The organism is Rhodohalobacter sp. (assembly GCF_041686455.1).
Classification (GTDB): Bacteria; Bacteroidota; Rhodothermia; order Balneolales; family Balneolaceae; genus Rhodohalobacter.
On record NZ_JAWLDW010000012.1, the window covers coordinates 1 to 18,265 of the forward strand.

General features: G+C 41.9%; 18 protein-coding genes. 9 read left to right on the forward strand and 9 right to left on the reverse strand.

Going from position 1 to position 18,265, the window contains the following annotated elements; all coding sequences use genetic code 11:
* A partial coding sequence (locus tag ACESM0_RS02880) for an ATP-binding domain-containing protein (RefSeq protein ID WP_372903456.1) occupies positions 1-615 on the forward strand: 615 nt, incomplete at its 5' end.
* A gap of 217 nt (positions 616-832) precedes the next feature.
* On the opposite strand, the gene ACESM0_RS02885 is transcribed toward ACESM0_RS02880, so the two are convergent.
* From ACESM0_RS02885 to lysS, 5 genes are all read right to left on the reverse strand, one after another.
* Positions 833-1,003: a PLDc N-terminal domain-containing protein gene (locus ACESM0_RS02885; protein ID WP_372903458.1), complete on the reverse strand. Its 171-nt coding sequence runs from the start codon at positions 1,001-1,003 to the stop codon at positions 833-835.
* A 253-nt stretch (positions 1,004-1,256) separates the two neighbouring features.
* Positions 1,257-2,012: a polyphosphate--glucose phosphotransferase gene (ppgK, locus tag ACESM0_RS02890; protein ID WP_372903460.1), complete on the reverse strand. Its 756-nt coding sequence runs from the start codon at positions 2,010-2,012 to the stop codon at positions 1,257-1,259.
* 183 nt (positions 2,013-2,195) lie between these two features.
* The gene (locus ACESM0_RS02895) at positions 2,196-3,422 is read right to left on the reverse strand and encodes an FtsX-like permease family protein (protein WP_372903462.1); all 1,227 of its coding nucleotides are present in this window, start codon (positions 3,420-3,422) and stop codon (positions 2,196-2,198) included.
* A 126-nt stretch (positions 3,423-3,548) separates the two neighbouring features.
* Complete coding sequence (locus ACESM0_RS02900; RefSeq protein WP_372903464.1) at positions 3,549-5,678, reverse strand: M28 family peptidase; 2,130 nt, start codon at positions 5,676-5,678, stop codon at positions 3,549-3,551.
* 197 nt (positions 5,679-5,875) lie between these two features.
* Positions 5,876-7,426 (reverse strand): lysine--tRNA ligase, encoded by a 1,551-nt coding sequence (lysS, locus tag ACESM0_RS02905; protein WP_372903466.1) that lies wholly within the window; start codon positions 7,424-7,426, stop codon positions 5,876-5,878.
* Between the two features lie 191 nt (positions 7,427-7,617).
* Between lysS and ACESM0_RS02910 the strand changes: the two genes are divergently transcribed.
* From ACESM0_RS02910 to ACESM0_RS02940, 7 genes are all read left to right on the forward strand, one after another.
* A complete protein-coding gene (locus ACESM0_RS02910; protein ID WP_372903468.1) occupies positions 7,618-8,202 on the forward strand; it encodes a 4'-phosphopantetheinyl transferase family protein in 585 nt (194 codons plus the stop codon).
* Positions 8,203-8,228: 26 nt separating this feature from the next.
* Positions 8,229-8,999 carry an AmmeMemoRadiSam system protein B gene (gene amrB, locus ACESM0_RS02915; protein WP_372903470.1) on the forward strand — a complete coding sequence of 257 codons (771 nt, stop codon included), beginning with the start codon at positions 8,229-8,231 and terminating at the stop codon, positions 8,997-8,999.
* Positions 8,999-9,862: a Rossmann-like and DUF2520 domain-containing protein gene (locus ACESM0_RS02920; RefSeq protein ID WP_372903472.1), complete on the forward strand. Its 864-nt coding sequence runs from the start codon at positions 8,999-9,001 to the stop codon at positions 9,860-9,862. Before amrB ends, ACESM0_RS02920 begins: the two co-directional genes overlap by 1 nt.
* A 74-nt stretch (positions 9,863-9,936) precedes the next feature.
* On the forward strand, positions 9,937-10,287 hold the full coding sequence (locus ACESM0_RS02925) for an MGMT family protein (protein WP_372903474.1): 351 nt from the start codon (positions 9,937-9,939) through the stop codon (positions 10,285-10,287).
* An 83-nt stretch (positions 10,288-10,370) separates the two neighbouring features.
* Positions 10,371-10,760: a 6-pyruvoyl trahydropterin synthase family protein gene (locus ACESM0_RS02930; protein ID WP_372903476.1), complete on the forward strand. Its 390-nt coding sequence runs from the start codon at positions 10,371-10,373 to the stop codon at positions 10,758-10,760.
* Positions 10,753-11,406 (forward strand): 7-carboxy-7-deazaguanine synthase QueE, encoded by a 654-nt coding sequence (locus tag ACESM0_RS02935; RefSeq protein WP_372903478.1) that lies wholly within the window; start codon positions 10,753-10,755, stop codon positions 11,404-11,406. The genes ACESM0_RS02930 and ACESM0_RS02935 overlap by 8 nt, the downstream gene beginning before the upstream one ends.
* A 40-nt stretch (positions 11,407-11,446) precedes the next feature.
* Complete coding sequence (locus ACESM0_RS02940; protein WP_372903480.1) at positions 11,447-12,166, forward strand: SDR family NAD(P)-dependent oxidoreductase; 720 nt, start codon at positions 11,447-11,449, stop codon at positions 12,164-12,166.
* A 210-nt stretch (positions 12,167-12,376) separates the two neighbouring features.
* On the opposite strand, the gene ftsE is transcribed toward ACESM0_RS02940, so the two are convergent.
* The 4 genes from ftsE to ACESM0_RS02960 all read right to left on the reverse strand — a co-directional run bounded on the left by ftsE (position 12,377) and on the right by ACESM0_RS02960 (position 16,354).
* Positions 12,377-13,054 (reverse strand): cell division ATP-binding protein FtsE, encoded by a 678-nt coding sequence (gene ftsE, locus ACESM0_RS02945; protein ID WP_372903482.1) that lies wholly within the window; start codon positions 13,052-13,054, stop codon positions 12,377-12,379.
* On the reverse strand, positions 13,051-13,827 hold the full coding sequence (locus ACESM0_RS02950) for a class I SAM-dependent DNA methyltransferase (protein ID WP_372903484.1): 777 nt from the start codon (positions 13,825-13,827) through the stop codon (positions 13,051-13,053). Before ACESM0_RS02950 ends, ftsE begins: the two co-directional genes overlap by 4 nt.
* 2 nt (positions 13,828-13,829) lie before the next feature.
* The gene (pdxA, locus tag ACESM0_RS02955; protein ID WP_372903486.1) at positions 13,830-14,828 is read right to left on the reverse strand and encodes a 4-hydroxythreonine-4-phosphate dehydrogenase PdxA; all 999 of its coding nucleotides are present in this window, start codon (positions 14,826-14,828) and stop codon (positions 13,830-13,832) included.
* A gap of 131 nt (positions 14,829-14,959) precedes the next feature.
* Positions 14,960-16,354, reverse strand: coding sequence for a GWxTD domain-containing protein (locus ACESM0_RS02960; protein ID WP_372903488.1), 1,395 nt, complete (start codon positions 16,352-16,354; stop codon positions 14,960-14,962).
* Positions 16,355-16,474: 120 nt separating this feature from the next.
* Between ACESM0_RS02960 and ACESM0_RS02965 the strand changes: the two genes are divergently transcribed.
* A complete protein-coding gene (locus tag ACESM0_RS02965) occupies positions 16,475-18,085 on the forward strand; it encodes an acyl-CoA carboxylase subunit beta (protein WP_372903490.1) in 1,611 nt (536 codons plus the stop codon).
* Positions 18,086-18,265 lie beyond the last annotated feature (180 nt).

Below are 18,265 nucleotides of genomic sequence, written 5' to 3' on the forward strand. Positions count from 1 at the left end.
TTTGATTTCAGTCGGGACAGTTTGGAAGATTTGGCAAAAACACTAGCCGGGCAGGTGAAAAAAGCCAGGGAGATAAGTGATGTAAGAGAAGTGATGGCTTTTTGGAAAAGCTCGGCATGGCTTACGGTGCTTCGGCGAGGGCCGGAAGGGAGCCGGGAGCTGAATCGTTTGGTGGAAAAAATCCTGGTGTTGCAGCGTATGGTTCAGCCCGAAAATGGTTGGTATCACGGTCGTCCGATAATTATCACACGAAACAGCTATTCACAGGGAGTGTTTAATGGGGATCTGGGAGTCTGTACTAGGGATGAGGATGGTAAGGTGAAAGTCTATGTGGAATCAGGTTCTGAGATTAAAAAGTTGCAGCCAAATCGCCTGACCGACTATGCACCGGCCTATTTTCTAACGGTTCATAAAAGTCAGGGGTCTGAGTTTGAAGACGTGAATTTGTTACTACCTAAAAGGGATACCCCAATTTTAACACGTGAACTGCTCTATACGGCTATCACAAGAGCTCGCAGCAGTTTTAATCTTTATGGTGATTTAGACCTATTTGCGAAGGGCATTCAAAGAGAAACGCTGAGATATACCGGATTAAAAGAGCTGGTAAGGAAATGATAAATCAAGCTATATAAACAACTAAATTCTGATTAGCGCAAATTTATCAAAATCTTAAATTGACAATTCTTTTCTTAGCACTAATATTCTGGAGATTTAGTACAGAGAAGTAGTAAAGGTTGGTTGGTGTATAATGTCACCTGAAGAGTACCAAATAACCAATACTCTGATTTAAAGTAAGACTGATAAAGATTTTTCTATTAAGACGGAAGGCCGGTTAATTTTTCTTCGCAAAGAAGTAAATAATGGCGGTTAGAATATTAAAAAAGAGGGCAGCAATTGTCCATAAGACTTTTTCTCCGGTGCCCATGCCAGGCTGTTTAGACCAAACTTCAACAATGACATAGATTGCACAGATAAGGCCGACTATATAAGCTAGAAATTCCATTTTTTTAAATCAGTTAGTTTATACTTGTATATGCTAATCTAGCAATAAGTTAGTGTTTTGCAAATTGTTGAATTGGCCAAGTAGTGATGTCTTACCAAATGTTTTTTAGATAGTAACTGTCATTCATGCATAGAATCTGTTCTTAACTTAGGTGAGAGCGTCAAGTGGGTATAGATATTTACAAAATCATTCACAAAACAATGGGAAAAGCGAATTGGGTAATTATGATATTACCACTGTATAAGAAGTAGATTCATGACAAAAAGCTATCTTTTTGGTCTGAATGCACGGCCAGTGCGGCTCCAATAATCCCTGCATGGTTGCGGTTTTCGGCAGGAACTACCGTTGATTCTACATTAATAAAAGCCTCGAATTTATTGAATTTTTTGCTTACACCACCTCCAATTATGATCAGATCGGGCCAGAGTAGTGTTTCGATGAGCTGAAGATATTTATTCACCCGTTCGCCCCATGTTTCCCAGCTCAGACCTTCTTTCTTCCGGATGGAGTTTGCGGCATAATCCTCAGCCACCATACCATTCAGTTGGATGTGTCCCAATTCAGTATTTGGCACCAGTTGCTGGTTGTGAAAAACAGCTGTTCCGATCCCGGTACCAAAGGCGGCCATAAAAATAGTTCCGAATCGGTCTTTTCCCGCTCCGAATTCTGCCTCAGCAATCCCTGCTGCATCTACATCATTAACAAGGTGAGTAGGGCAGCCCGTTTTCTTTTCTATTCTTGCTGAGGCATTCACCCCGATCCATGAATCATCAATATTTGAAGCTGTTTTAACGATCTCATTTTTTACTGCTGCCGGAAAACCACAACCCACGGGGCCATGCCAGTCAAAATTAGTAATTATCGCCTCAATGGTTTCAATAACCACATCCGGTGTGGCCGGTTTTGGTGTGGGAATACGATATCGTTCAGTGATGAGCTCACCCTTTTCTGTATCCACAATGGCTCCTTTAATGCCAGATCCGCCAACATCGATTCCTAATATTTCCATAAGTGATAAAAGTGATGAAAATTATTAATGAAAAATCCTGCCAAATGAATTGATTATTCACAGAAGCCAATTTAAAAAACTAAAAGAGAGCGTCAAGAGTACTAATTATTTAACGACTTGAGGACTTTTGCCATATTGTTAAAATATCAATGAGTCATGTGAAATATTTAAATACCTAACGTTTTACTTTCCGATCGATAGCACTTTTACCGGATCAGTTTTAGCCGCAATACGTGCAGGTAGCCAGGAGGCGAGGGCGCAAAGCAGAATCGTGATACCACTCACAATCAAGAAATCGAGCAGGTGGGGTTCAACCGGAGCCGTACTCATATAGTAGTTCTCTTCAGAGAGTGGAATGATTTGATAATTTATCTGTAGCCAATAGAAAAGCAGGGATATACCCATCCCGATAATCAGGCCGGATGCCGCTACGAAGAGCCCTTCCAAAAGGAAAATTCTCCGTATAGCCTTACTTTTCGCACCAATGGTTTTTAAAATTCCTATGTCGCGAACCCTTTCCAGCACCATCATCAAAACTGTGCCAATAAGATTAAAGGCAGCGACAATGACCATTACACCTATCACCAGGGGAATGGTCTGTTCTTGCAGATCTACCCAGGCAAAAATATTTCGATAGCGCTGATATACATTTTCGGTGATGTATGGGAACCGGGTTTCATCCCGAATAGTCCGATAGATTGGCGTGATATCCTTCAGATTTCCCACATTAATATCATACGAACTGGCCTGACGTGGATTAAACTCAAAGATCTGGCGGGCAGTATCGATGTTAACCAAAGCGAAATTGTCATCGAACCTGGCAATACCGGTCTGGTAAATACCTGTTAAAGTAAACTGTTTGATCTCCGGCGAGTTAAGGGGGGAGGGCATCCCGTCGAGGGCATAAACCGTTACTTTGTCGCCAATACCGGCACCAATATTTCTGGATAGTGCCGACCCCAAAATTATTCCCGGAAGTCCAGACTCGGTGGGGCCTAATTGATATTCACCCTCAGAGATGTACTCCCTTAGCTGTGTGACGTCCCCGTCTACGGGAACTCCTTTAATTCCACTGCCGCTTACGTCTCTGGATGATTGAATCATAACCTGCCCAAGAATGACCGGCTGAGCCTTTTCAATGCCAGGGATCTCATCCAGAAAAACCTGAAGCGTATCAGCCCTGTCCATGGGATCGTTCATAAACGTGTTGACTGTGATATGCGGGGCAAACCCTACAATTTTTTCATTTATGGTGGATTTAAATCCATGAACGATCGATAGGGCAATCAGAAGCCCGGCAGAACCAACGGCAACCCCGGCAATGGCCATAATTTTTATAAAGGAGAGAAACCGTGATTCACGCTTGTTGCCCTTAAAGTAGCGTCCGGCTATATACCAGGTAAATTTCATGAAATTTCTTGTTGTGAAGAACTAAGGTGCCTGAGTGTAACAGATGAACTTTTAATTTTGTTGCTCAAGTATAAGAAATATTGAGTACCAAAGAATTTTGAAGTTATTTTGACCGCTGATCGAAATCTATTCTGCTGAAGTCATATCAATTAACTCAGACAGATTATCATTTAGGGCTTTAAACGCCTCAGCATGAATATCAACCCATTGGGAGATTTTGTCGTCATTAAATTCCTCTTCAATGGCATATTGAAATGCGGGAAGCATCCAGGATGCATATCCACTGTACGGGTCAGGTGATGCATAGAGTGATCTGAGCCATGAGCTGTAGGGCATTCCTTCCTCTAAAATAAAATTCCTTTCTAACTGAATGAGCTTTTGATTGATCTCAACCCGACTCAACCTTGTATAATCGGAAACGGTTAATTTATTCATGTTATCAGCCAGCTGAGAAACAAGGCTTTCCATACTATTTAATTGCTCTTCCATCGGCCCCGCGGAAATGGAGAGATCATGATTTTCGGCTTTGGCCTGTATATCATCCAGATGCGAAATCAGATCCTCGTGGTATCGTTCAAAATCATATGGGAGAAGATCTGCATTGGCAAATCGGAGGGCAACCGTTCCATAAACTCCTCCGAGTGCCGGACCGTAAGAGAAGGATCCATCCAGGTGAGATTTGTAATATTCGAACGTGTCGTAGTTGGAGTGATATACCGGCGACCACTGCGACATACTGATTCCTGCCGCAGGAACCCCAATGTGCATATACAATCCAACGTGATCTGAGCCACCACCCAGATTACCAATTGAGGGTGAGTCTGAATCTCCTGACCATGATTGGTAAAGTGACAGAGTGGTGTCGGGATGCTGCACCATTTTTGAGGCTTCAATAATTGGTTTTTTCAGTGACGGGGAGGATGAGGCGCTAAAAGATGGACCGGTTACGGCTGCATCTGCATTTAAATAGAGAATGGAATTAGCATTGAGCTCATCCGTCAGATGCTCAACCCATTCGGAGGATCCGATTAGTAGATACTCTTCGGCGTCCCAATGTGCGATCATAATACTTCGTTTGGGTTGATATCCATTCTGTACCATTTCACCCAGTACATCTGCCACAGAAAGCAACATTGCCGTGCCGCTGTTTGGGTCGATGGCGCCAAATCCCCAGGCATCGAAGTGGCTTCCCATGATAATCCACTCATCCGGATATTCAGAACCTTCAATAACACCTATCACATTGGTGATAGGTTTCAGTTCTGCAGGCTGATCTACTTTGATATTCACCTCGACCGGGGAGTCACTGGTCAGACGATAGGTAAAGGGCAGGCCTCCCTGCCAATTTTGATTTGGGACAGGAGTACCATCCATCTGCTCCAGTATTTTTTGAGCCGAAGCGTACGGGAGAGGAGCAATAGGGATGGTATGAAAACCGACATTGTCCGGTGCGAGTCGTTCGATTTCAATATCACCGTCGACAGGCAGGGCAGGTTCGTATGGCGTGAGTGGATCGCCGTAGTACTCAGTCGTCAAAGCAGATCCGCGCTGGATAGTACTTTCACTTATAAACTTACCTTCAGGGTAGGCGGGGCCGTTTACATAGCCGCCGTTGGCCGGATCGGAATATATAATGAGACCAATAGCTCCGTACTCCTCGGCATATTTGGCTTTGTAACCGCGGAAGTTTCCGCCATAACGGGCAACCACAATTTTCCCTTCCACTGAAACCCCAAGTTCATTCAGTAACTCAAAATCCTGTTTCGTTCCATAATTTGCATAGACAATTTCTGCTGTAACATCACCAATGCCACTATAAGCATTCCAGCCGTGATTTAACCGTTCGTCTTCAGTGTAAAGATCCTCTTCGAGAATGTACTCCTTATTGTTTAATGGTTCTCTTTTTGGACGTACAATTTCGATGCTAACTTCACCCGGTTCCGGCAGCCAGACATCATAATCATAGTGATCTACATGTAGCCCGGCTTGTTCCATCGACTCGGTCATATATTCAATGACCCGCCGGTTTTCCACAGTTCCGGCAATGTTGGGTTCTCGTGTGAGGCGATAGAGATGTTCTCTGTACATCTCAGGTTTAAGGGATTGAATTAAAGTCTTTTCCAGTTCAACCTGGGAAGCAACCCGGTCTTGAGAAAAGCCATCCAGGGACTGAGGTGTTGAAGGCTGAGCCGCTACTTGATTTGATGGGAGTAATATTGAGGTGAGTGAAAGAAGAAGTATGAAGGTACGCATCATAAAGTTGAACATATGGTTTTAAATTCAGTCCATGAAAGTGCTGACTTCCCGGGAGTAATGCAAGGAGTTGGAGATCAGAATTAATGAGCAGGCAGAAAAAAAGACCTGTCAGGTTTTGGAAACCTGACAGGTCTGGAGTCAAATACATTATAAATATCTGTCAGACCGCTAGCAGCGGTCTGACGGGACGTAATAAACTATTCCGGTCTCATCTGAGGGAAGAAAAGGACGTCGCGGATGGAGTCGGAGTTGGTCATGATCATCGCAAGCCGGTCGATTCCAATTCCAATTCCGGCTGTTGGTGGCATCCCGTACTCAATAGCGCGGAGGAAATCCTCATCTACGGTCATCGCTTCATCATCACCGCCGGCACGGAGCCGGGCCTGCTCTTCAAAACGTTCACGCTGATCTACCGGGTCGTTCAACTCGGTAAAAGCGTTTGCAATCTCTTTTCCATTGCATATTGCTTCAAAACGCTCTACGAGACCTTCTTTGGTTCTGTGTTTCTTCGCCAGGGGACTCATCTCAATCGGATAATCGGTAATGAATGTAGGTTGAATTAACTTCGGTTCTACATGTTCACCAAAAATCTCATCGATTAGCTTGCCTTTGCCCATACCATCTTCCAGTTCAATGTGAAGATCTTTGGCAATCTTAAGAATTTCATCTTCACTCTTATCACTTAAATCGTGACCTGTCTCTTTCTCAATCGCTTCATACATAGGTATTCGTGGCCACGGAGCTTTGAAGTCGATCTCGTGCTCGCCAACCTTCACTTTGGTTGAACCGTGAAGGGTTTGAGCTACATGTTCAACCATCTTCTCCATAAAATCCATCATCCAGTTGTAATCTTTCCAGGCCACATAAAGCTCGACCTGTGTAAACTCCGGATTGTGAAAACGGGAGAGGCCTTCATTTCTGAAATCTTTAGAAAATTCGTAGACCCCGTCAAATCCGCCAACAATTAACCGTTTCAGGTAGAGCTCATTGGCTATGCGTAGGTAGAGATCGATGTCGAGAGCGTTGTGGTGTGTGACAAATGGCCTTGCAGATGCACCTCCGTAAATTGGCTGAAGTATGGGAGTTTCCACTTCAAGATAGCCACGCTCATTCATAAAGCTGCGCATAGCTTGAACCATCTGTGTACGCTTTACAAACGCATCTCGCACTTCCGGATTCACAATCAAATCAACATATCGTTGGCGATAGCGTTGTTCCTTATCCGTGAATGCGTCATAAGTTACAGTTTCTCCGGCTTCATTTTCGACCTCTTTGGGTGTTGGAATGGGGCGAACCGTTTTTCCAAGAAAATCAAAAGACTCGGCATGAATTGTTGTTTCGCCGGTTCCCGTTTTAAAAACGAATCCTTTAATTCCGACATAGTCCCCGATGTCGGTCAGTTTTTTAAAAATCTTATTGTAGTTATCCGTACCAAGATCTTCAGTTGTAACATCATCCCGGCGAATATAAACCTGAATGGTTCCTTTTGAATCCTGAAGTGTAAAAAAAGCGGCTTTTCCCATAATCCGACGGGTCATTACACGTCCCGCAACAGAAACGCGTTCTGCATCTTCGGGTTCATCAGGTGTGTCGGTCAGATAGTGATCTTCGTTATTTAAAATATCCTGAGAATAGTGAGTTACATCGTACTCATAAGGAAAAGGATTAACATTATATTCTCTGAGTTTGTCAAGCTTTTCCAGTCTGATTTCCTGCTGTTCACTTACTGAAGGTTCAGCGTTGCTCATTGTTTAATTATCTATATTTTATGTCGAATTATTCATCAGATTAAGCTTTCAAAGATACAAAAACTGAACTGTAATTGGCAGAATCATTTTTCGTATATTAGAACAATACACCTATTCTTTAAAACATTCTCATTGGGAGTGATCCATTGAATCAATTAGATTCTCTCTTAATGATCGTAAAAGAGAAAATATTGCCAGAATTGATAGTGCACCCATCTATACCCGAAGAAGTCATAGTGGCCTATGAACCGCTGACTATTGAGACTATTGGAGGAGACCGTAATACATCAGAGAGTATTACCGGAACGATTTTGTTGAAACGAATGGCTGACCAGTTTCTCAATGGTAAAACGATTGATGTATTTACAGAGAAATATGAGAAGCCTCAGGCCTTTATTGACGGGAAGGAGGTATCGGTAAGTTTTTCTCACACTCAGGACGCCATTGTTGCAGCTATTTCAACATCCATGAATGTTGGGGTAGACATGGAAGGAACATCCCGGGACGTGCATGATAGATTGGCTGCCAGAATGAAATCAAAAGATGAGAAAAGTACACTTTATGAAGACAACGCGTTAATTCGCGTTTGGACGTTTAAAGAGGCCGCGTTAAAGATGATCGGTACCGGGCTGAGAAAACCGATGAATCACGTAACCATTTCCATTGAAAATGAGCATCACTTTAATGCAGAATTTGATGATGGAAACAGAGCAAAAATTTGTAGCTTTATCCATCAAGACCATTGGATATCCATTTGCTATAAAATACTACCATAACATTTCCCAAAAGAATCACTAATTCTATGGACATCACTTCCCTAAACCGTGACCAGATAACCCAAGGTTTGGACAGAGCCAAATCTGAACAGACTGAAAAGTCGGAAACCGTTCGAATTCTCTTTTCTCCTCGTATTATTGATCGGAGCAATATCGATGATGTTTTTACTATTTATTCGCACATTGATAAGGACGACTTCGACACAGTTGTGATTGTCGAGTCTCATCCCGGCAGTGCCGAAAAGAAATTGCCTATGCCATCCTTTGAATCCGTTAAAACATCACTAGGAGAAGTATTGGCGAATGATAAACTCCGAAATGACTTCTGTGATGAAGATGATGATTTCTTTATCGATGATGAAGCGTTTGACGAGGAGCTGAGCCTTTATGATCAATTGATGCTGCTGCAGTGTACGCTCGAAGACTTTACTGTATTGAGTATTCAGATTACAGATGAAAACTCATTTATTATTAAAGAGCTAGCATTTGCTTTAGAAGAGATTTTGGCATCAAAGAATGCACTTATTGTTTTCTGCTGTGATATGGAGAGTGAAAACCGTGATGAACTCAAAAAAGTTCTCTCTTTTCATAATGAAGGAAATATGACCGGTTTGATGAACTATGTGAATACCGGAGATTCAAATATCGAAGGCATTGGTGCATTTGTTGCAGGTTTGATTGTGGCAAAAAAATGGGGCTTGAAAATCAATTTTAGTTCCATTGATGATTCATCATCAGATCATGCCAATCTTCTTGCCGGGTATGCAGAAATGCAGCGGCAAGCGATTTTAAAATAATGGTTACAAACCCCGCCATTACCGTAATCGGCAGCGGAGCACTAGGTTCCGTTTGGATTGATTATTTTCGAAAGGCGGGTTTCTCGATTTTTTCTGTATGGAACAGCACATCGGGTACAGTTTACGATACAGAATACGGTCGTACATCGGAGCTTGATTATTCACTTCCTGCTGAAGAGTCGGAAATTGGTGACATTATTATTATCACAACTCCGGATTCCGTAATTAAGTCAGTTGCTGAACAACTTGCTAATACAGATATTGATTGGAGCGATAAACGAGTAATTCACTGCTCGGGAAGCCAACCCGCCTCAATTTTAGATTTGCTTGCCCAAAAGGGAGCTTCTATAGCTTCAATGCACCCGATTCAAACTTTTAAAAAAGGGGATGACTCCGATCGGCTTAAAAATATCTATATCAGCCTGCAGGGAGATGACTCTTTTGTTCAGCAACTGAAAGAGATTGTGGAAGATTTGAATTCAACTCCGCTTACCCTGGATGAAAATCAGAAGAAAGCCGTTCATATTTCTGCTGTTTTTGCTTCAAATTACCTTGTGGCTCTACTGAACAGATCCGATACTATTTTGAAAAATTACGGAGTAGAGGAAGGAGTGAATATACTGGAACCGCTGATTCACCAGACTTTGAAGAATATTCTGGAAAAGGGTGCAGTACATTCATTGACCGGACCCATTTCCCGCGGGGATTCCTCCACTGTTCAAGACCATCTGGATAAAATCTCCGCGGATAAAGAGAATAGAAGTTTATACATGGCATTGGGTCGTGTTTGTCTGGGTATTGCAAAAAATCAAGGAACTTTGACCGCTGAACAGATTTCAGATCTTGAATCGCTTTTAGAATAGGGAAAGAAGTAGTTTTCTTAGTGCATTTCTCAAAGCTTGGGTTTCCATATCTCTATAATCAATTACATTAAACAATGCCAAAAAATGATTTTTACCAAAAAGTCTACAGAGTTGTACAGCAAATTCCAGTGGGGAGGGTGACCAGCTATGGTGCTATTGCAGGATTTATTGGTGTGAAATCGGGAGCGCGAATGGTTGGATATGCACTCAATCAGCTGGCGGGTCAACCACCGGAAGCAGCTGTACCGGCTCATCGGGTTCTCAATCGTCTGGGGCAACTTACAGGAAGAAGCTATTTTACCGGTGATACAATGCGAGAGAGACTGGAGCAGGAGGGAGTGACGTTCAAGGAAGAGTACACCGTTGATATGGAGAAACACTTTTGGAATCCATCTGAGGAGTTAAATTCAAATATTCTAAGCTGATTGGCGGATTACTCTGAATTGGCTGAAAAAATGCTTAATTTTTCAAGCTTAGAAATAATTAGAATTGCTTGAACTGGTAAACAATGCCGACCTGGACTTTAAATACTGAATTTAAATTTGATGCTGCTCACTTTATAGATGGATATGACGGAAAATGTGGGCGAATGCACGGTCATACTTATAAAGTGCATATCTCTGCAAAATCTCATGAACTGAATCCATCCAAATACCTCAGTACACCTGATATGGTATGTGATTTCAAGGAACTCAAATGGGCAGCTTCCGATTCAAAAAAGGGCGGATTGGATCACTCTGTAATAAATGAGGAGATTCCCGTCGCAACAACTGCAGAGAGAATTGCAGAATATATCCACAAAGAAACAACAAAAAGAATACCCGAAAACATTGAGTTAGTTGTCACCGTTTGGGAGACTGAAAATAGCTGGGTTGAATACACCGACAAGGATGTTTAAGAAAGAAGAAACAGCAAAAATTAGTATTGAAGAAACCAACGCCTTGGATAAGGTTGAATATCCTCTGATGGAAGATTTTTACACTATTCAGGGAGAAGGCGTGCATACCGGTCGTCCGGCTTATTTTATAAGAACAGCCGGATGTGATGTTAACTGTTGGTGGTGTGATGTGAAAGAGAGCTGGGACGAAGAGAAACATCCACGGGTAAAAACTGAGGAGATCGTAAAAAGAGCAGTGGATAGCGGTGCTAAATTTGCCGTAATAACAGGGGGCGAACCGTTGCTACACAACCTTGAACCGTTAACAGTTCGCCTGAAACAGGCCGGTCTTGAAACTCATATCGAAACCAGCGGCTCTTCTCCGCTATCAGGACAGCTTGATTGGATCACACTTTCTCCAAAACGTTTTAAGAAACCACTGGATGAAGTGTTTCCATATGTAGATGAGCTCAAAGTAGTGGTTTTGACGAACAAAGATTTAGACTGGGCGGAAGAGAATGCAAAAAAATGCCCTTCCAATACACAGTTACTATTACAGCCTGAGTGGGAAACTCCAAAGTCGATACCGCTGATTGTGGATTATGTAAAAAATAATCCTGAATGGGGAATTAGTTTGCAGACACATAAGTTCATAAACGTACCTTAACAGAACTGCAAACACTTACTTACCTTATATTTATTTTAAAATGACTTACGAAGAATCATCTGTACTCATTACCGGTGCGAGTCAGGGAATAGGAAGAAGTATATCTATTGCTTTTGCCGCTGCACTCGATCGCCCGTTAATATTGTTAGCTCGAAATGAGACAAATCTTTTAGAAACTAAAAAACTCTGTCTGGATACCGGGTCAAGAAATGTTGAAATACTTACTTGTGATGCTACCGACGAGAATGGAACCAGCGCGTTACAGATCCCGGACGGATTTCCAGAACCGGGAATTATTATTAATAATGCCGGCAGCTTCCTTTACAAGAAAGTAACAGAGACGTCTAACATTGAATTTCATAAACAGATCGACATTAACCTGTTTACTGCAGTTAATGTGACAAAACGTTTTTTACCTCAAATGAAAAAGCTTGATCGTTCATTGATCATAAATATATGTTCAGTAGGATCAATTCGAGGTTTGGCTGACAGTGGTGCTTATTCGTCGGCAAAGCATGCCCTGCTCGGTTACACACGTTCACTTCGTGATGAACTTAAAAATACAGATGTTGGTGTATCTGCGATCAATTTGGGGCAAACTCATTCACCTTCCTGGGATGACTCAACCATGAGTCCGGAAAAATTAATTAACCCGACAGATGTCGCAAAAATACTGGTGACTTTAGCTACACTCTCACCCCGTTCGCTTGTTGAAGAAATTGTCATTCAGCCTCAGCATGGAAGGGTAGAACCGATGTAGAAAAATAATTTTATAAACTTCGGAACATTATGATCCTGAAGTAGTACGTATTCATTGTAATATCTACCCTGGTATTACATGAGTACCCCGAATAATAAGCCAACGTAGAAAAGAGCCCTGGTTGATAGCCCGGGCTCTTCTTTTTTATAGACAGAATTTTTTAAAATGGTCCGCCCGGATCATGTGAATTTTGCCTTTAGGATATCTCTTCTATAACACATGAATTTCATGCAGCCCGCCGTCTCTGATCTGGACGGTTCGATGAGGATATTTGCGAACCATATCGTAGTCGTGGGTAACCATCAGTACGGCCATTCCGCGATTATTGATTTGTTGTAATAGCTCCATGATCGAGCTGCTTGCACCCGGATCAAGATTACCTGTAGGCTCATCTGCCAACAGAAGGCGCGGCTCATTGGCCAGTGCCCGGGCAATGACCACACGTTGCTGTTCACCGCCTGAAAGATCCTTGGGCATCGCTTTTCGTTTGTGGCTCAACCCTACAAGTCCGAGAACCTCAAGCACACGATGTTTGATAAATCGTTTCTTATGATTTGTCACCTGAAGGGCAAATGCTACATTTTCAAATACGTTACGATCGGGCAGCAGTTGAAAGTCTTGAAATACAATTCCAATCCGGCGCCGTAGATGGGGGATCTCTTTGTCATTCAGGCTGCTTACACTGTAGTCAGCTACCCGGATCGTGCCATGATTTGGTTTTATATCACTGTAAAGTAATTTGAGAAAAGAACTCTTACCGGCACCTGTTTTACCTATAACGTAGCAAAACTCTCCAACACCGAGCTCGAAATTTACGCTGTCTAAAACCGGTTCGCTGTTATAAGCTACCGTTACATCATGCATCTCAATTACATCACTTTCACTCATTGCAACACCATCGTTATTCTTAAACTTTTTTCGTGAGCGGGTTCAAGCGCAAATCCGTCAAACGCATTTAAAATAGAAAATTCTGTCTTCTTAACGATATTTTCTATCTCCGGCAGTGTATATATTTTCTGTAGGTGTTTCTCATGATAGGTTTCAGCAACATTGCCGCTCTCATTACTAAGCTTTTCAATGATAAAGCGATTTGTGTGTTCCCTTTTTTTGGCGTTGTAGCTGCTTTTTCGGTGATAGCGGTACAAATTATTTACCCGTTTGGATTCATTATTCAAATGTTTAATTGCAATCCTTGAATTTCGGGGAGTTGTAAAATCATAAATAAATATACCACCCGGATTCAATACCTTTTTAACTTCGCGATGCATTTTAAGAATATCTTGCTCGCTATGTAGATAATTGAGACTGTCGAAGACCATAAATGCAACATCGAATGTTTGATCCATGTTGAGATCAAGGAAATTACGGGTCAGAAATTTAACATCAGATCTCGCGCTCCTCGCTTTTTGTTTTGCTACCTGAATCATTTCTTCAGAACCGTCTGTAGCCGTAATATCATAAGCAGCGAGTTCTTCCAGTGAAAGTGCCATGGTTCCGGTACCACATGCAAGCTCAAGTACAGTAACAGCATAAGGGTGATACTGATAGATAATTTCGTCTATATAATCTGTCCAGGTTTCGTAATCCACACCAATCATTACATCATCGTAGATTTCAGCCAAAACTGAATATGCTGGTTCGACCTGTTTATTATTCGTCACGATCAGTTCTTTCTATTTATTTTGATCAAAGCCATTTTAACGGCAAGATCGTAGGCGGAAGTGAATGAATCAGGATTCGCTTTATTTTGACCAGCTATATTGAACGCTGTTCCATGGTCGGGTGATGTGCGAATAATAGGTAATCCTGCTGTGAAATTAACTCCTTTGCCAAAACTCAATGCTTTAAAAGGTATCAATCCCTGATCGTGATACATAGCTAAGATTGCATCGTATTGAGTATGTTTTCTGCTGCCAAAAAAACCATCTGCCGGAAAGGGGCCTTCAGCGTCGATTCCTTTGTTTTGAACTTCATTTACAGCCGGTTGAATGTAATTCGTTTCCTCCGAGCCCAAAACTCCTCCATCTCCGGCATGAGGGTTTAAGCCCATGACGGCTATCTTTGGGTGATTAATCCCAAAATTCTCCCTTAGACTCTTTTCTAAACTTTCAATCTTGCAGATAATGTCATTTGAATTAATAGAACCTGCTACTTCTTTTATTGGAATATGCCCGGTAAGCAGTCCGACTCTGAGCTGATCAGTGGCTAAAATCATCGTAACCAATTCAGTGCCTGTTTTTTCAGCTAAAAATTCTGTGTGGCCCGGGTAATTATAGCCGGCTTTATGAATGGCCTCTTTTGAAATTGGAGCAGTGACGAGTGCATCTGTTTGCCCGGCAAGGCAACTATTTATCCCGTACTCTACTGCTTTCATGGATGCAAGCCCGGCCTTTTTGGTAATTTTTGATTGTTGTATATCTGCTTCGTCAATATCAGAAATGGACATCATGTTGACTGAGTCTTCCTTTATGTCGGATGTTCCTGAAATCCGATGCCTATCTACGTAAATATTCAAACTCTTTTCATAGAATTGAAATACTGTTTCCGAGCCAATAATTACGGGAGTAGAAGAGGAGAGATCTAGATTGGAGAGGTGTTTTAGGACCACTTCAGGTCCGACACCATTAAAATCTCCCATGCTGATAGCAATCGTTGGTTTCATAAAAAAATGGTAAAACTTTTAAGTGCCCGGTCCAATTAATCCTATGGTATATTTAGAGTTTTCTGAATTGAGCAAACTCATTTCTATATTACCAACTGAGATACTTCGATTATGTTCTAAAGGTGATGTATTTATGATTCAGAGACTAATTTAAAATCACCCAAACCTGATGTGGCTTCAAAAATAAGTTCTCGATTAGGGTATTCCCAAATCTCACGAGTAGGCTGATTTGGCAGCAAACGACGATCTATATTATCTGGTGGACCATAGAGAATGTAGGCTCTTCCACGATCAGATTCATATCCGGGAACTTGAAGACTGGAAAAATTTTGATACGCATAATCTATTCTTTGATAGTACTCAGCCATTAACTCATTGTATTCTGTATCCGGAGTAGGATCTCTTTCTGCCCAGAACTCCCTGAATTTACGTTCTTGTTCAGTTTTAGATCCTGAACTTAGGTTACGCAGTTCGCGATCGCTGACAATGAATTTCAACATTTCAATGGCTATGTCAAGATTATATAATGAGACCGGCATGTCAATCCATCTAGATTGTATGGTCTTTTCACCGACAACCTGATCCTGTGTCAAATCTTTCAGTTCAATTTTATACTCTGCATTCTCAAATTCAACATTCGGAATATTTACAAAAGCATACCGGAATCCATTTTCTCCGGTTTGAAATTGAAGAGAGATTTTTTCACCCTGTTTGCTGATTGAAGATTCAGAAGCTAAAAACAAACTCTCAGAACCAATCATTTTTTTGAAATGAGGTTCTGCAGATGAGATTGCCTCACCGTCTTGGGATCTTTGAACTGACAGTTCGTATCGTTCTTCTAAATCGTCTGCCTCTGCACTCGGCAATCGAATCAAAACAGTGTAATCCTGTCCATAAAGAACGTTTTGTCCATAGTTTAGCATAACGGCGCTTATCGCATTGCCACTCATTTCCAAACTATTTGTGATCATAAAATCTGCTTTTTCAAGTTCGGAAGGGTTTGCTACAGTAATCGGACGAACCTGTGAAGGAAGTTCTCGTTCAGAACCTCCTCTAGCAAGCTGAATTTGATAGTGATACTCTCCGGGTGACAAACTTCCTGAAAGTACGCCCTGAGTATGATCGAAACGAGATCGCGTATCTTCAAATGTTGAAACCCAAACCGTATCACTCCACATATCTCTGAAAACCGAGACACCCGATGGAGTTGATTGGCGGCGGGATTTGCGAGGTTCACCTTCAAAAACTTCGAGCCCGATTCGAACCGGGGCAAAATATTCCAAATCGTCTGCCGGTGCATCCATATTGGATCGCTTTTTTAGAAATGGTAAAAAATCATGTTCCATACGAAAAAGAACCGCAGCTACTGAAGTAGAATCATTTTGAGGTAATACTACATGATCGGAAAAAGCAGATGGCTGATCGATCTGCCTGAGTAGCGATTTATAGGAATTTTGTCTCTGAGCATTAATATCTGCTACTGAGAATAGAAGTATTGCGATGAGGAAACCCGTTATTCTATGCATTATATTGTTTTCTCGTAATAGTTTGTGAATTGAACGTACGAAATCCTTGACTTATTTGGAACGAGAACGATACAATCAGTATTATCAATCCGAAAAAATTAATTTAAATCTACCAAAAACATGAAAGAAGACTGGCTCGACGGATTATTAGACTCATTGAGAAAGGAAGAAGAAAACATTAAACAGGGCGGCGGTAAAAAAAGAATTGAAAAGGAACATAAAAAAGGAAAACTGACGGCCAGGGAACGCATTGATATGCTTCTTGATGAAGGCGAAAAACTGACGGAGCTTGGATTATGGGCAGCTTATGAAATGTATGAGGAGGAAGGCGGGTGTCCGTCGGCCGGAGTTGTGATGGGAACCGGAAAAGTGAGTGGCAAAACCTGTATGATTGTAGCCAACGATGCTACCGTCAAAGCCGGCGCCTGGTTTCCAATGACGGCAAAGAAAAATTTACGGGCTCAGGAAATTGCAATGGAGAATCATCTGCCAATAATTTATCTGGTCGATTCAGCCGGGGTTTATCTACCAATGCAAGATGAGATTTTTCCTGACAAAGAACATTTTGGGAGAATTTTCAGAAATAACGCTGTAATGAGTGCTAAAGGAATTCCACAAATTGCTGCGATAATGGGAAGTTGTGTGGCGGGAGGGGCTTATCTTCCAATTATGAGTGACGAAGCTCTTATAGTTGACGGCACAGGAAGTGTATTTTTAGCCGGAAGCTATCTGGTTAAAGCCGCAATTGGCGAGGATGTAGATAATGAAACGCTGGGTGGTGCAACAACTCATACAGAAATCAGCGGCGTTACGGACTATAAAATGAAGGATGATACCGAGTGCTTGCTGACCATCAGGGATTTGGTTGATAAACTCGGGCCAAAAGAGAAAGCCGGCTTTAACCATAAAGAAGCAGTGAAACCTGAAATTACGCCTGAAAAAATGCTTAAGGAATTCCCGGCCGACCGAACCAAACCTTATGATATGCATACGGTAATTAAAAGTGTGGTTGATTCCGGCTCCTTTACAGAGTACAAGGAAGGGTATGGCAATACGCTTATTACCGGTTACGCCCGTATCGACGGATGGAGTGTTGGAATTGTTGCCAACCAGAGGAAAATAGTGAAAAATAAACAGGGCGAAATGCAAATTGGTGGGGTTATATACTCTGATAGTGCTGATAAAGGGGCGCGCTTTATTATGAACTGCAATCAAAAGAATGTGCCCATTATTTTTCTCCAGGATGTAACTGGATTTATGATCGGAAAGAGAAGTGAGCATGGTGGTATCATTAAAGATGGTGCTAAAATGGTGAATGCGGTAGCAAACTCCACGGTTCCAAAAATCACCATTATCGTGGGTAACAGCTACGGCGCGGGCAACTATGCAATGTGCGGTAAGGCTTATGACCCGAGATTTATTTACGCCTGGCCAACAGCCCAGATTGCTGTTATGGGAGGGACCCAGGCTGCAAAAGTACTAACCCAGATTCAGGTCTCTTCTCTGGAAAAAAGAGGGGAAGAGCTCTCGGATAAAGATAAAGCTGACATTCTGCAGAAAATAAAAAGCAGATATGATAAGCAGACAGATGTTCGGTACGCAGCGGCAAGATTATGGGTCGATGAAATTATCCATCCGTCATCTACCCGCGCCAGAATTTCAGAAGCTTTGGAATGTGTGGATCACAATCCTGTTATCCCCGATTTTAAAACCGGTGTACTACAGGTTTAATTTATGTGATTGAATTACTTTTAGGTTGAAATCATATACAAACCAAATTCATCGTGATTTGGAAAACTGTTCTGTTTTCTTTTTTAAAAACGCATTGAGTACTGCTTTTGCATTTAAATCAACAGCAGTCAATTAGAAGGAATCAGGTTTCAGAACTTCACTTAAAATCACGATATTTAA

Bases quoted from the DNA above. Each gene is read 5' to 3' on its own strand.
- ACESM0_RS02925 (WP_372903474.1), top strand. From the start codon at position 9,937: ATGCCAAAAAATGATTTTTACCAAAAAGTCTACAGAGTTGTACAGCAA.
- ACESM0_RS02885 (WP_372903458.1), bottom strand. From the start codon at position 1,003: ATGGAATTTCTAGCTTATATAGTCGGCCTTATCTGTGCAATCTATGTC.
- ACESM0_RS02965 (WP_372903490.1), top strand. From the start codon at position 16,475: ATGAAAGAAGACTGGCTCGACGGATTATTAGACTCATTGAGAAAGGAA.
- ftsE (WP_372903482.1), bottom strand. From the start codon at position 13,054: ATGAGTGAAAGTGATGTAATTGAGATGCATGATGTAACGGTAGCTTAT.
- ACESM0_RS02920 (WP_372903472.1), top strand. From the start codon at position 8,999: ATGGTTACAAACCCCGCCATTACCGTAATCGGCAGCGGAGCACTAGGT.
- ACESM0_RS02930 (WP_372903476.1), top strand. From the start codon at position 10,371: ATGCCGACCTGGACTTTAAATACTGAATTTAAATTTGATGCTGCTCAC.
- amrB (WP_372903470.1), top strand. From the start codon at position 8,229: ATGGACATCACTTCCCTAAACCGTGACCAGATAACCCAAGGTTTGGAC.
- lysS (WP_372903466.1), bottom strand. From the start codon at position 7,426: ATGAGCAACGCTGAACCTTCAGTAAGTGAACAGCAGGAAATCAGACTG.
- pdxA (WP_372903486.1), bottom strand. From the start codon at position 14,828: ATGAAACCAACGATTGCTATCAGCATGGGAGATTTTAATGGTGTCGGA.
- ACESM0_RS02895 (WP_372903462.1), bottom strand. From the start codon at position 3,422: ATGAAATTTACCTGGTATATAGCCGGACGCTACTTTAAGGGCAACAAG.
- ACESM0_RS02940 (WP_372903480.1), top strand. From the start codon at position 11,447: ATGACTTACGAAGAATCATCTGTACTCATTACCGGTGCGAGTCAGGGA.
- ACESM0_RS02960 (WP_372903488.1), bottom strand. From the start codon at position 16,354: ATGCATAGAATAACGGGTTTCCTCATCGCAATACTTCTATTCTCAGTA.
- ACESM0_RS02935 (WP_372903478.1), top strand. From the start codon at position 10,753: ATGTTTAAGAAAGAAGAAACAGCAAAAATTAGTATTGAAGAAACCAAC.
- ACESM0_RS02900 (WP_372903464.1), bottom strand. From the start codon at position 5,678: ATGATGCGTACCTTCATACTTCTTCTTTCACTCACCTCAATATTACTC.
- ppgK (WP_372903460.1), bottom strand. From the start codon at position 2,012: ATGGAAATATTAGGAATCGATGTTGGCGGATCTGGCATTAAAGGAGCC.